The sequence below is a fragment of the Pseudomonas sp. B14(2017) genome (genome assembly GCF_002113255.1).
Taxonomy (GTDB): domain Bacteria; phylum Pseudomonadota; class Gammaproteobacteria; order Pseudomonadales; family Pseudomonadaceae; genus Aquipseudomonas; species Aquipseudomonas putida_Z.
This window is the reverse complement of sequence record NZ_NEJY01000001.1, coordinates 13,338-25,718: the sequence shown is the minus strand read 5'-3', so window position 1 is coordinate 25,718 and position 12,381 is coordinate 13,338. Positions and strand designations below refer to the sequence as shown.

Genomic DNA, 12,381 nt, shown 5'->3' with positions numbered 1-12,381 from the left:
TTTGCCTAGGCAGAATCCGCACCGTCCTAGGGGAGTAGTCTCCCGCGAGCGCCCAGCTCGCCCGGTACGCGTCAACATACTTGGTCCACAGACCATGGCGCGTGCGACCCACCATGCCAGCCTGCATGGCGAGATCCGCATAGACGGATCCAGGGTTTGACAAGACCTATGACACGCACACCTTACCCGGGGCGGGGAGGCTGTACGTGTCATAGCCGTGTCGACCCGCCCCCGTAGGAATCCTGATGCTGGAATCTCTGTTGGTCCCCACCGCCATCGTTGCCCTCGCCGAAATCGGCGACAAGACGCAATTGCTCGCGCTCATACTCGCTGCCCGCTTCCGCAAGCCCTGGCCGATCATCGCCGGCATCATCGCCGCCACCCTGGCCAACCATGCCGCGGCTGGTGCCGTGGGCGCGTGGGTCGGCAGCTTCTTCAGCGACTCGGCACTGCACTGGATCCTGGCTGCGAGCTTCACCGCCACTGCCCTGTGGACCCTGGTTCCGGACAAGATGGATGACGACGAGAACCCGGCGCGCCGCTTCGGGCCGTTCCTGACCACGCTGATCGCGTTCTTCCTGGCTGAAATCGGTGACAAGACCCAAGTCGCCACGGTGATGCTGGCAGCACAGTATCCGTACCTGATCATGGTCATTATCGGTACCACCCTGGGCATGCTGATTGCCAACGTGCCGGTGGTACTGGCGGGTAACTTCGCGGCGGACAAACTGCCGCTGACGCTGATCCGTCGCCTGGCGGCCACGGCGTTCTTCGTGCTGGCGATCGTGGCCGTGTATTCGGCAATGAAAGCCAGTGGCTGGGTGGGCTAACTGCTGACGGGGGCCGCTCTGCGGCCCAATCGCCGGCAAGCCAGCTCCCACAGGGTGCTCTATCGGCCTCAAGGCCTGTGCAATACCTGTGGGAGCTGGCTTGCCGGCGATTGGGCTGCAAAGCAGCCCCTTACGGTCTTACTTCTTGGCCGCCTGATACAGCGGCATCACCTTCGGAATGGCCGCCTGCAACGAAGCAATGCGGCTCTGGGACGCCGGGTGAGTGCTCATGAACTCAGGCGGTGCGCCTTCGGAAGCCTGGCTCATCTTGTTCCACAGGGTGATCGCGGCATTCGGGTCGTAACCAGCACGCGCCGAGAGCTCCAGGCCGATCAGGTCGGCTTCGTTCTCGTTGGCCCGGCTGTTGGGCAGGGTCATGGCATAGTTCACCACGGTATCGGCCATGGCCATGCTGCCCTGGCCGAGGCCAAAGAGGGCACCGGCGCCCTGGCGCGCCATTTCCACGCCATACGCCTTGGACATCGCCTCGCGGCTGTGCTCACGCAGGGCGTGGGCGATCTCGTGGCCCACCACCGCAGCAATTTCCGCATCGGTGAGCTTGAGCTGATCGATCAGCCCGGTGTAGACGATGATCTTGCCGCCAGGGCCGCAGTTGGCGTTGAGCTCGTCGCTCTTGATCACGTTCACTTCCCAGTTCCATTGCGCGGCATCCGGGCGGAACTTGGGGGTCTGGGCGATCAGGCGGTTGGCAATTACCTGCACACGCTTGGCAACAGCGCTGGACTTGTCGAGCACGCCTTTGTTCGATGCTTCACCCAGGGTCTGCTGGTACGACTGGGCGTACATCTGGTTGACCTCATCGGTCGAGAGCATGCTGAACATGTACTGCTGGCGCTCGACGCCGACAGCACCGCCGCTGGTGGTATTCACCGCCTGGCAGCCAGCTAGCAGGATGCCAGCACTCAACAGGCTGACGACAAAAGACTTACGCATGAAAACACTCCCTTTCTACATGCGCCGTATCCTAGGCCGAGTCGCCGGTGGGCCGCCATAGCCGCACGGAAGAATTTATTTGCCTGCACCGGCCTCTTCGCGGGCACGCCCGCTCCCACAGTGAATACAGTAAACCTGAAGGCAGTGTAATACCTGTGGGAGCGGGCATGCCCGCGAAGGGGCCGGTACAGGCAGCCCCTCAAGCCGGGGTCAGGCACTCCGGCGCATCCAGCTTCGGGTCATTGACGAAATGCGCCAGGGCCCGCTCGCGCAGCGTCGCCGGCGGGCTGGCCAGCAACTCATGCAGGCGGGCCAGCGGCGTGTCCGGGTCAAGCCAGGCCGCCTGCCCCGCCTCGTCCAGTATCAGCGGTCGACGCTGGCTCATCGCCGCCTGGGTCACCACCGCACAACTCAGCCAAACCTGGTCCTGCACCGGGTAGGCCTCCCACACGGCGGCGAAGTACAGCGATGCGCCCTCCCCCGGGGTCAGCCAGTACGGGCGCTTGCGCACGCTACCGCGCCATTCGTAAAAGCCGTTGGCCGGCATCAGGCAGCGGCGCTGGCGAAACGCATCGCGAAACATCGGTTGCTCGGCCAGGGTTTCGGCGCGGGCATGGGCGGGAGTACGAGACAGGTCGGTGAGCCAGGCCGGGGTCAGCCCCCAGCGCGCCTTGGCCAGTTGCAGCTGGCCGTCGAGCTGGCGCTGGATCAGCACCGAAGCCCCGGGCGAGATGTTCCATTGGGCTGGCTGGCCAACGGGAAAGCCCGGCAGACTGGCAAGAGCCTGGGGCCAGCGAAACAGGGCGTAACGTCCACACATGGGCGAATTCAGAACCTAGCAGATCAAGGTACCGGGGAAACTCTCCGGTTCGTCACCAACCAGTGGCTGGGCGTCATTGTACGCATCGATCAGCTGCCGTGCGTACTCGGCCTGCTCATCAGCCACGGCAAGCCCCAGCAAACCCTGCATCGGCAGCTCACCGGCAGCACCGACCAGGTCACGGCCAACCAGGTGTGCCTCGATCCCCTCGCTGGCGAGCATGCCCGCCAGCATTTCAGCCTCGAGCAGGCTTTCCGGTTCGTAGATACGCTGCATCAGTCATTCTCACCGAATACATCCAGCATCCACTCCTCGCCATGAACTTGCAGCACGAAGCGGATAGGCTTGCAGCATACCTGGCAGTCCTCGATGTACTCCTGATCGCCACCGGACAGGTCCACCGTGGTTTCGACTTCTTCGCCACAATAGGGGCAATCGTAGATAGCAGTTTCCAGCATCGCGGCCTCCGGGGTGACTTATGCGTATAATTGCCGGTCTGTTTACAGGGCCTGTGTGTGTCCGAGCCGTTTTTCGGAGCCCGTCCCTACCTTATTACCCTAGCCGTTTCCAACAAGAGAGCATGATGGGCGAATTCGATGCCATCCGACCGTACGACGACGCTGAGGTCCCTGCCGTTCTGGCACGCCTGCTCAGCGACCCGGCATTCCTCGATATCCTCACCCACTTCCGCTTCCCGCGTGCGGCCGGTGCTCTCGGCTGGTTGCTCAAACCGCTGATCGCCCGCCGCCTGCGCAAGGAATTCGCCGGTGTCACCTGTGTCTCGACCTTGCAGGACAAAGTCGAGTACTACGTCGACCAGACCATCGACCGCGCCACCGACGGCGTCACCTATTCGGGCGTGGAGCAGCTCAAGGCCGGCACCGCCTACCTGTTCCTGGCCAACCACCGTGACATCGTCATGGACCCGGCCTTCGTCAACTACGCGGTGTACCACGCCGGCCTGCCCACGCCGCGCATCGCCATTGGCGACAACCTGCTGCAAAAGCCGTTTGTCAGCGACATGATGCGCCTGAACAAGAGCTTCATCGTGCACCGCTCGATCAGTGGGCGCCGCGAAAAGCTGGCGGCCTACCAGTTGCTCTCGGCCTACATCAACCATTCGATCCGCAACGACGCCACGTCGATCTGGATCGCCCAGGCCGAAGGCCGGGCCAAGGACGGTGACGACCGCACCGATTCGGCGATCCTCAAGATGTTCCACATGAGCCGCAAGGACGAGCCGTTCGGCGCGGTGATCCAGAGCCTGAACCTGACACCGGTTTCGATCAGCTACGAATATGACCCGTGCGACCAGGCCAAGGCCCGCGAGCTGTACATCCGCGCCACCACCGGCACCTACAAGAAGGCGCCGGGCGAGGACGACAACAGCATCGCCAAGGGCATTACCGGCTACAAGGGCCGGGTGCACATCAACTTTGCCCCGCCGGTGACCGAGTACCACGAGGACACCAAGCAGCTGGCAGTGGAAATCGACCGGCAGATCCTCGGTGGCTACCGGCTGTTCCCAGTGCACTACCTGGCCTATGCGATGTGGGATGGCAAGGATGAGGCGCTGCAGGTGCCGAGCGCCGAGAAGGTGTTCCCGGCTGATGAGCTGGCCCGGGCCAAGGAAGAATGGCAACGCCGCCTGGATGCCTGCCCCGAGGAGCAACGGCCGTACCTGGTGTTGCAGTATGCGACGCCGGTGCGCAACCAGTACCAGGTAAGGCAGCAGGCACCGGTTGCCTGAGCGAATGCCGGGGCTGCTTTGCAGCCCATCGCCGGCAAGCCAGCTCCCACAGAGACCGCATTTCCCTCAGGCTTGTGTAATCCTGTGGGAGCTGGCTTGCCGGCGATGGGCCGCAAAGCGGCCCCGGAATCTCAGACCCAGGTACTGAACCAGGACAACAGCAGCGCCATCGCCAGGCACGAAAACCCAAGAATGTAGAAGTACCGCGGTACCCGCAGGTCGAACGCGTCCACCACCCCCTCGTCCACCGCCATGTATTCGCGGGTCTCGGCCTCGCGCCGCCGCGCACTGTGCAGCAGCAACCCACCCGGGCAGGTCAGCAGCAGCGCCAGCAGATTTATCAGCTTGGTCGGGTGGGCGGCCAGGAACCCCCAGAGCACTTGCAAGGACATCACGCAACCTCGGTATGAGCGACGGCAAAGGCCGGCATTCTACCCAAGTCGTGCCCAGACGCCCGGCCCAGGCGACAAAGTGTCATCAAATTTCATCTGGCATGGCATGAAGATTTGCCGGCCTCTTCGCGGGCACAGACAACAAAAAACCCGCTGCCTGGAACACAGGCAGCGGGTTTTGTTTTACAGCTGAAGCCTTACTGCCCCAGCACCTGACCGATGGTCGGGTCCTTGAACATGCGGGTCAGGGCATCGCTCAGCACATCGCCCACCAGCTGGGTGTTGGTTTCCTGGTTCGGCGCCATGCCGAAACGCTGGTCCAGCGAAGCGCCGTAACGGCCACTGTAGCGGCGGCCGCCATTGGACACGTCGGCACGGAAGGTGGCGCCGATGGTAGCCTCGGTCACGTACAGGTTGTCTTTCGGCGACTGGTACTTCAGCTCCGCCAGGGTCACGGTCAGCTGCGGCGCGTTGTAGGCGTTCGGCGTCGGGGTGAAGCCGAGCAGGCGCACGGCGGCTTCGGCCTGGGCCTGCAGCTTGGGCACGATGTCGTTACCGCTGACGCTGATGGTGCTGGTCTCGGGGTACATGCCACCGCGAGTGCCCAGGGACTGCGAGGCCCGGCCGTCAACCACCCGGACCACTACCGGCTGGCCATGGCCGACCGGGGCGAGCTGGGCCTTGAGCGTGGGTTGCGGATTGAGTTGTTGCGGGCTGTGGGCACAACCGACCAGGCTGAGGCTGGCCACGGCGATCAAACCGAACAACAGACGTTGCAACATGCGCGTTACTCCAGAAAAAAGCGGCGAAGGCCCACAGTATACCTAGCCACGCATCGACCAGTCATCGGCCTGGCCCGCTTGTCACAATCGTTTCATCGCCGCGCCCTTATCCTTGCGCCAAGCCCTAACGCACAGGACTCGCTGCCATGGCCTCGCTCTGGACCCTGCTCTTCCAACGCCCGCGCCACAACACCTATGCCCGCCTCGACGCGAACGGCAAATGCCTGGCCTTCAAGCAATGCAGCCAGGCGCCCAGCGGCAGCGGCTGGGTCCAGATCAGCGAAATCCAGCTCGCCTGGCTGGGCCGCGAACTGCCCGCCAGTGCCCGGGTTTGCGCCCGCGCAAGCCGCCGCTGGCACCAGCGCATCCTCGCGGCCTGACAAACGCTGCAATAAAAACCACGAATGGCGACATTTCTGCCCGCGACATCGCTATAATCTCCCCCCGATTATAAGGACGTCTCCTGATCGGGCCCCGCACTCGCCGATTGACCCCGGCAACTTCAACGCTTCGCCCACAGAGAGCCTTCCACTCAGGTCTTGCATCGGCTGTCGTGCCTGCTTTTCCGGCCCTTCACACTGCATGAACCTGCGGGTTGCCATCGCGCAGTCCCCTTTTGAGGTTCACGTCTCCAAAAGAGCGTGAAAAAACGGTTTTCACAACTTCACAAGAGTGTGGCGAGCAAATGAACAGTCTGGCATGTGCAAAAGCGGCAGATGTGTCCCGAACAGCCCTGAACAGGCGGCAAATGCGCTCATCCCGTATGAGTGTCTGAGCCGTTCCATAACGCACGCACGACACCTTGACCATAAGTCGAATTGCCGCACCCGTGGCAAACCGCGTTCAATACGCGAACCCGAAGACTGATTGGCGGTGTCCGCGGAAGTTGCAAGAACTGCGAAAAGTCGGACATGGCGACCCTGGCGAACCCAGGTCCTATGCTGTCAATTAGGTAGCTGTAGATTGTGGAGACGCGTTAAATGGCGCAGAACGAATCGGTTGATGTGGTACTGGTAGGCGCGGGCATCATGAGTGCCACCCTGGCCGTACTGCTCAAGGAGCTCGACCCGACCCTGAAGCTTGAGGTCGTGGAGGCGATGGACTCCGGAGCCGCGGAAAGCTCCAACCCCTGGAACAACGCAGGCACCGGCCACGCCGGCCTGTGCGAGCTTAACTACACGCCCCAGGCCGCCGATGGCAGCATCGACATCAAGAAGGCCGTGCACATCAACACCCAGTTCGAGGTTTCGCGCCAGTTCTGGGCCTACCTGAGCAAGAAGGGCAACTTCGGCTCGGCACGTGCCTTCATCAACCCTGTCCCGCACCTGAGCTACGTCGAGGGTGACAAGGGTGTTTCCTTCCTCAAGAAGCGCTATGAGCTGCTCAAGCAGCACCATGCCTTCGCGGACATGGAATACACCGAAGACAAGGCAGTGATGAAGGACTGGATGCCGCTGATGATGCCAGGCCGCCCAGCCGACCAGCACATCGCCGCCACCCGCGTGCTCAAGGGCACCGACGTCAACTTCGGCGCCCTGACCAACAAGCTGCTGAAGCTGCTGGGTGACTCGCAGGACGCTCAGGTCAAGTACAGCAAGAAGGTCGTCGGCCTGCGCCGTAACGGCAAGGGCTGGACCGTGAGCATCAAGGACGTCAACAGCGGCGGCAGCCGTGAAGTGGACGCCCGCTTCGTCTTCCTCGGCGCCGGTGGCGCGGCCCTGCCGCTGCTGCAGCTGTCGGGCATTCCGGAAAGCAAAGGCTTCGGCGGCTTCCCGGTCAGCGGCCAGTGGCTGCGTTGCGACAACCCGGAAATCGTCAAGCAGCACCAGGCCAAGGTCTACAGCCAGGCTGCGGTCGGCGCCCCACCGATGTCGGTACCGCACCTGGATACCCGCGTGGTCGATGGCAAGAAATCGCTGCTGTTCGGCCCATATGCCGGCTTTACCACCAAGTTCCTCAAGCACGGTTCGCTGATGGACCTGCCGCTGTCGGTGCGCATGGGCAACATCGGCCCGATGCTGGCCGTGGCCCGTGACAACATGGACCTGACCAAGTACCTGGTCAGCGAAGTGATGCAGTCGATGGAGCAGCGCCTGGAAGCCCTGCGTCGCTTCTACCCGCAGGCCAAGGCCGAAGACTGGCGCCTGGAAGTGGCTGGTCAGCGCGTGCAGATCATCAAGAAAGACCCGAAGAAAGGCGGCGTTCTGCAGTTCGGTACCGAGCTGGTCTCGGCCCAGGACGGCAGCCTGGCTGCACTGCTCGGCGCATCGCCGGGTGCTTCGGTGACCGTGTCGATCATGCTGGAACTGATCGAGCGTTGCTTCCCCGAGCAGGCCAAAGGTGCCTGGGCTGCCAAGCTCAAGGAAATCTTCCCGGCTCGCGAGAAGACCCTGGCGACCGATGCTGCCCTGTACCACAAGATCAGTGCCGACAACGACGTGGCGCTGGACCTGGTGGAAAGCAGCCCGGCGGCCAAGCATTACGCCTGATTCGGCCGGTAACGAAAAAACGCCCCTCGGGGCGTTTTTTTGTGCCTGGTTGCTCATTCACCTGTGCCGGCCTCTGCGGGCATGCCCGCGAAAGGCCCGTCACAGGTTAAAAATCAGCCACGGGCCTTGGCGATGATCTCGATGTAATCCGACGCATTGCGCTGGTCGGCAATCTGCTCGACAAAGGTCTTGCCGTGCTCATCCTTGCCATCCAGGTCCAGCCCAGCCTCGACGAAGAAGCCGACAAAACGCTCGAAATCGTCGATGCGCAGGCCGCGGTAGGCCTTGACCAGCTTGTGCAGCGACGGCGATGTCACGCCATCGGCCGGCTCGAACTGAAGGAACGACTTGATGTAGTCGTCGCTGATCTCGTCACCGATTACCTGTTTCTTGTCTTTACGCATTGCCGACTCCAACTGGACCATCACGAAATTTCGAAGGCCGGCAGTGTACCCCCCGCAGGCCGGGCGCCTCAACGCGTACGTACGGTACCGGTGTGCAGGTCGGCCCAGACGTGGCCGTTGCCGTACGTGAGGAACTGCACATACAGCGTCTCGTTGCGCAGCAGGTCCATGATCACGCGGTAGTCGCTGAGCGGGTAATTCAGGCTCAGGGTGCGGGTTTTGTCGTCGTATACGGGTTTCTTCAGGCTCTTGGCCGCTTCACCGTCAAAGGTCAGCAGCACCTGGGCTATGGTCGCGCCCTTGCTCAGCGGCTTGCCCTTGAGGCGCACCTGCAACGACGAGGTGATCGGGATCGGCTGCTGGTCGGACTGGCGCTGGGTACCCACTACCACCGAGTAGTCGGTCACTTGCAGCAATTGCTGGCCAGTCGGCGCTTCCTGGCGCAGGGACTGGTCATCAGGTGGCAGGAACTGGCTGTGCAGCGGTGCGGCGGCGAGTGGCAGGCTGACCGCCAGCAGGAGGGGAAGAAACGCACGCATGTGAGGCTCCTTGAATGAAGGAGCACTCTAGCACGGCCTGCACAGGCTCTTGTAGGAGCGGCCTTGTGTCGCGATGGGCCGCAAAGCGGCCCCGGCCATGTTGGTGGCGAAGCTTCAATCGAGGGGCTGCTGCGCAGCCCGATCGCGACACAAGGCCGCTCCTACAGTTGAGTGCGCCGGCCTGACATCAATCGAACTGCGCGCGCATCCAGGCCTGGTACTCGGCCACGCCTTCTTCACCTTCGCGCGGAGCCCAGTGCGCATGCTCGCCTTCACCCACCGGCCGATACGGCCCGGCCTTGCACTCGAACATGATGCTGTCCGGCTCCAGCACCACCAGCCCATGATAAATACCAGGTGCCAGGTCCACACCCAGGCAATCACCCCCCGCCTTCAGCACTCGCTTGTCGGTCACCGCCCCCTGCTCGTCGAAGAGCAGCAGGCCCAGGCAACCCTTAAGCACGACCAGCGTTTCGGCTTTGTCATCGCGGAGGTGCCGATGCGGAGGGATGTAGGTGCTCGGTTGCAGCCCGACCGCCATGCGGTGGCAAGGCTCTTCCATCTCATGGAAATTGTGATGCTGCCGCCCGCGTGGGTTGGCGGCAGCCTGTGCAGCCAGCCCGGCGAACAACGATTGGTCGATGAACGCAGGCTGGCGCATGATCACAGCCCCTTTACGGCGAAGATGCCGTTGGCGTTGCGCCAGTAGCCTTTGTAGTCCATGCCATAACCGAAGATGTAGCGGTCGACGCAGGGCAGGCCCACGTAGTTGGCCTTGAGCTCCGGGCTGGCCTTGCGGTCATGGTCCTTGTCGATCAGTACCGCGGTGTGCACCGAGCGCGCGCCGGCATGCTTGCAGAACTCGATGATGGCGCTGAGGGTGTGGCCTTCGTCGAGGATGTCATCGACGATCAGTACGTCACGGTCGATGAACGACACTTCGGGCTTGGCCTTCCAGAACAGCTCGCCGCCGCTGGTCTGGTTGCGGTAGCGGGTGGCGTGCAGGTAGCTGGCTTCCAGTGGGAACTGCAGGTGGGTCAGCAGTTTGCCGGAGAAGATCAGGCCGCCGTTCATCACGCAGAACACAACCGGGTTCTTGTCGTGCAGGTCCTTGCAGATCTGCTCGCCGACTTTGGCGATGGCCGCTTCGACTTCGGCTTCGGTGTACAGGCAGTCAGCTTCACGCATGACTTGACGGATATGCTCGAGATCGGCGGACATGGCGCTCTCCGGGGGTGCATTTTGGAAAAGCGGGCAAAGGTACGCATCCGCTCGTCACAGATCAAGCATTTATGGACTAACGTCCAGAATGACCAGACGACAGCACAGGCTGAATAGATTAATCTAGCGCGGTTTTTTTGCCCGCCTTTCGGAGCCCCCCTATGCCCACTCGTGAGATCCGCCATCCGCTGATCCGCCACAAGCTCGGCCTGATGCGCCGTGCCGATATCAGCACCAAGAATTTTCGCGAACTTGCCCAGGAAGTCGGCGCGCTCCTGACCTACGAAGCCACCCAGGACCTGCCGCTCGAAACCTACGAGATCGATGGCTGGTGCGGCAAGGTGCAAGTTGAAAAAATCGCCGGCAAGAAGATTACCGTGGTGCCGATCCTGCGTGCCGGCATCGGCATGCTCGACGGCGTGCTCAGCCTGATCCCGGGTGCCAAGGTCAGCGCCGTCGGCGTTGCCCGCAACGAGGAAACCCTCGAAGCCCACACCTACCTGGAAAAGCTCGCGCCGGACATCAACCAGCGCCTGGCCCTGATCATCGACCCGATGCTGGCCACCGGCGGTTCGATGGTCGCCACCATCGACCTGCTGAAGAAGGCCGGCTGCAAAGAGATCCGCGCCATGGTCCTGGTCGCCGCGCCAGAAGGCATCGAAGTGGTGGAAAAAGCCCACCCGGACGTGCAGATCTACACCGCCTCGATCGACCAGCGCCTGAACGAACACGGCTACATCGTGCCGGGCCTGGGCGATGCCGGTGACAAGATCTTCGGCACCAAGCAAAAGGACGCCTGACCATGCAGGACGGCTTCAACGACCCGCTCTGGCGCCAGGTCGTTTCGGGCGCGCAGATGCTCTTCGTGGCATTTGGCGCGCTGGTGCTGATGCCACTGATCACCGGCCTCGATCCGAACGTCGCGCTGTTCACCGCCGGTATCGGCACCCTGCTGTTCCAGCTGGTCACCGGCCGCCAGGTACCCGTGTTCCTGGCCTCGAGCTTTGCCTTCATCACCCCGATCATCCTCGCCAAGGGCCAGTTCGGCCTGGCCGAGACCATGGGCGGCGTGATGGCCGCAGGTTTCGTGTACACCTTCATGGGCCTGATGGTGAAAATCAAAGGCACCGGTTTCATCGACCGCATGCTGCCACCGGTGGTGATCGGCCCGGTGATCATCTCCATCGGCTTGGCCATGGCGCCGATCGCCGCCAACATGGCGATGGGCAAGGCCGGTGACGGCAGCGTGCTGCTGCCCTACAAGACCGCCATGATGATCTCGATGCCGGCCCTGCTGACAACGCTGATCGTCGCCGTGTTCGGCAAGGGCATCTTCCGTCTGGTGCCGATCATTGCCGGCGTGTTCGTAGGCTTTGCCCTGTCGTTCGCCTTTGGCGTGGTCGACACTGCCAAGATCGCCGCCGCACCGTGGCTGGAGCTGCCCAACTTCACCGCGCCAGCGTTCAACTGGCAGGCCATCCTGTTCATCGTCCCGGTTGCCCTGGCACCGGCGATCGAGCACATCGGCGGGGTGATCGCGGTCGGCAGCGTGACTGGCCGCGACTACCTGAAGAAGCCCGGCCTGCACCGCACCCTGCTGGGCGACGGCCTGGCCACTACCGCAGCCGGCCTGTTCGGCGGCCCGCCCAACACCACCTATGCCGAAGTGACCGGCGCGGTGATGCTGACCAAGAACTACAACCCGAAGATCATGACCTGGGCGGCGGTCTTCGCCATCACCCTGGCCTTCATCGGCAAGTTCGGCGCACTGCTGCAAAGCATCCCGGTACCGGTGATGGGTGGCATCCTGTGCCTGCTGTTCGGTTCGATCGCGGCGGTGGGCATGAACACCATGATCCGCCACAAGATCGACCTGGCCGAAGCGCGCAACCTGGTGATCGTGTCGGTGACCCTGGTGTTCGGTATTGGCGGCGTACTGATCGGCAGCGGTGACGGCCCGGATGACTGGGGCCTGAAGGGCATCGCCCTGTGCGCCATCGTGGCAATCGCCCTGAACCTGATCTTGCCGGGCAATGATGGCTGGAAGCACAAGAAGCTGGATGATCAGTTGCCTTGATCCGGCTTTAGCCTGATCTGGCCCTATCGCCGGCAAGCCAGCTCCCACAGGTATCCCACAGATTTCGAGAACTGTGGAATACCTGTGGGAGCTGGCTTGCCGGCGATAGGGCCAGTACAGGCA

At 62.7% G+C, this 12,381-nt stretch carries 16 protein-coding genes and 1 riboswitch; of the genes, 6 read left to right on the top strand and 10 right to left on the bottom strand.

The features are described 5' to 3' along the window. Nucleotides 1-17: 17 nt before the first annotated feature. Nucleotides 18-157, top strand: a riboswitch (yybP-ykoY riboswitch). An 88-nt stretch (nt 158-245) separates the two neighbouring features. Continuing rightward, the gene (locus CAG34_RS00145; protein WP_013970934.1) at nt 246-830 is read left to right on the top strand and encodes a TMEM165/GDT1 family protein; all 585 of its coding nucleotides are present in this window, start codon (nt 246-248) and stop codon (nt 828-830) included. 138 nt (nt 831-968) lie between these two features. Here CAG34_RS00145 and CAG34_RS00140 read toward each other — a convergent pair whose 3' ends face one another. From CAG34_RS00140 to CAG34_RS00125, 4 genes are all read right to left on the bottom strand, one after another. Then, nucleotides 969-1,784 (bottom strand): M48 family metallopeptidase, encoded by an 816-nt coding sequence (locus tag CAG34_RS00140; RefSeq protein WP_025337703.1) that lies wholly within the window; start codon nt 1,782-1,784, stop codon nt 969-971. Nucleotides 1,785-1,983: 199 nt separating this feature from the next. Continuing rightward, on the bottom strand, nt 1,984-2,604 hold the full coding sequence (locus tag CAG34_RS00135) for an SOS response-associated peptidase (protein ID WP_085587354.1): 621 nt from the start codon (nt 2,602-2,604) through the stop codon (nt 1,984-1,986). Between the two features lie 15 nt (nt 2,605-2,619). Beyond that, nucleotides 2,620-2,880: a putative signal transducing protein gene (locus CAG34_RS00130; RefSeq protein ID WP_025337701.1), complete on the bottom strand. Its 261-nt coding sequence runs from the start codon at nt 2,878-2,880 to the stop codon at nt 2,620-2,622. Beyond that, a complete protein-coding gene (locus tag CAG34_RS00125; protein ID WP_012270508.1) occupies nt 2,880-3,062 on the bottom strand; it encodes a CPXCG motif-containing cysteine-rich protein in 183 nt (60 codons plus the stop codon). Before CAG34_RS00125 ends, CAG34_RS00130 begins: the two co-directional genes overlap by 1 nt. A 125-nt stretch (nt 3,063-3,187) precedes the next feature. Here CAG34_RS00125 and CAG34_RS00120 point away from each other — a divergent pair, with 125 nt between their 5' ends. Continuing rightward, the gene (locus tag CAG34_RS00120) at nt 3,188-4,354 is read left to right on the top strand and encodes a 1-acyl-sn-glycerol-3-phosphate acyltransferase (protein ID WP_025337700.1); all 1,167 of its coding nucleotides are present in this window, start codon (nt 3,188-3,190) and stop codon (nt 4,352-4,354) included. Nucleotides 4,355-4,485: 131 nt separating this feature from the next. Here CAG34_RS00120 and CAG34_RS00115 read toward each other — a convergent pair whose 3' ends face one another. Together CAG34_RS00115 and CAG34_RS00110 are read right to left on the bottom strand one after the other, a co-directional pair. Then, nucleotides 4,486-4,746 (bottom strand): hypothetical protein, encoded by a 261-nt coding sequence (locus CAG34_RS00115; RefSeq protein ID WP_012270506.1) that lies wholly within the window; start codon nt 4,744-4,746, stop codon nt 4,486-4,488. 197 nt (nt 4,747-4,943) lie between these two features. Then, entirely contained in the window at nt 4,944-5,528 is a 585-nt protein-coding gene (locus CAG34_RS00110) for a YajG family lipoprotein (RefSeq protein WP_013970929.1), read from the bottom strand. 146 nt (nt 5,529-5,674) lie between these two features. Between CAG34_RS00110 and CAG34_RS00105 the strand changes: the two genes are divergently transcribed. Further along, nucleotides 5,675-5,908 carry a hypothetical protein gene (locus CAG34_RS00105; protein ID WP_085587352.1) on the top strand — a complete coding sequence of 78 codons (234 nt, stop codon included), beginning with the start codon at nt 5,675-5,677 and terminating at the stop codon, nt 5,906-5,908. 600 nt (nt 5,909-6,508) lie between these two features. Then, nucleotides 6,509-8,017 carry a malate dehydrogenase (quinone) gene (mqo, locus tag CAG34_RS00100; protein ID WP_013970927.1) on the top strand — a complete coding sequence of 503 codons (1,509 nt, stop codon included), beginning with the start codon at nt 6,509-6,511 and terminating at the stop codon, nt 8,015-8,017. A 113-nt stretch (nt 8,018-8,130) separates the two neighbouring features. Here the strand turns inward: mqo and CAG34_RS00095 are convergent, their stop codons facing one another. The 4 genes from CAG34_RS00095 to CAG34_RS00080 form a co-directional block, all read right to left on the bottom strand. After that, nucleotides 8,131-8,421, bottom strand: coding sequence for a PA4642 family protein (locus tag CAG34_RS00095; protein WP_015268954.1), 291 nt, complete (start codon nt 8,419-8,421; stop codon nt 8,131-8,133). Nucleotides 8,422-8,489: 68 nt separating this feature from the next. Beyond that, on the bottom strand, nt 8,490-8,960 hold the full coding sequence (locus tag CAG34_RS00090) for a hypothetical protein (RefSeq protein WP_025337696.1): 471 nt from the start codon (nt 8,958-8,960) through the stop codon (nt 8,490-8,492). 187 nt (nt 8,961-9,147) lie between these two features. Continuing rightward, nucleotides 9,148-9,621 (bottom strand): WbuC family cupin fold metalloprotein, encoded by a 474-nt coding sequence (locus tag CAG34_RS00085; protein ID WP_025337695.1) that lies wholly within the window; start codon nt 9,619-9,621, stop codon nt 9,148-9,150. A gap of 2 nt (nt 9,622-9,623) precedes the next feature. Next, nucleotides 9,624-10,181, bottom strand: coding sequence for a hypoxanthine-guanine phosphoribosyltransferase (locus tag CAG34_RS00080; protein ID WP_003256346.1), 558 nt, complete (start codon nt 10,179-10,181; stop codon nt 9,624-9,626). Nucleotides 10,182-10,342: 161 nt separating this feature from the next. Here CAG34_RS00080 and upp point away from each other — a divergent pair, with 161 nt between their 5' ends. Further along, nucleotides 10,343-10,981 carry a uracil phosphoribosyltransferase gene (upp, locus tag CAG34_RS00075; protein WP_011532223.1) on the top strand — a complete coding sequence of 213 codons (639 nt, stop codon included), beginning with the start codon at nt 10,343-10,345 and terminating at the stop codon, nt 10,979-10,981. Between the two features lie 2 nt (nt 10,982-10,983). Next, nucleotides 10,984-12,258: a uracil-xanthine permease family protein gene (locus CAG34_RS00070; RefSeq protein WP_085587350.1), complete on the top strand. Its 1,275-nt coding sequence runs from the start codon at nt 10,984-10,986 to the stop codon at nt 12,256-12,258. The last annotated feature ends 123 nt before the right edge of the window (nt 12,259-12,381 follow it).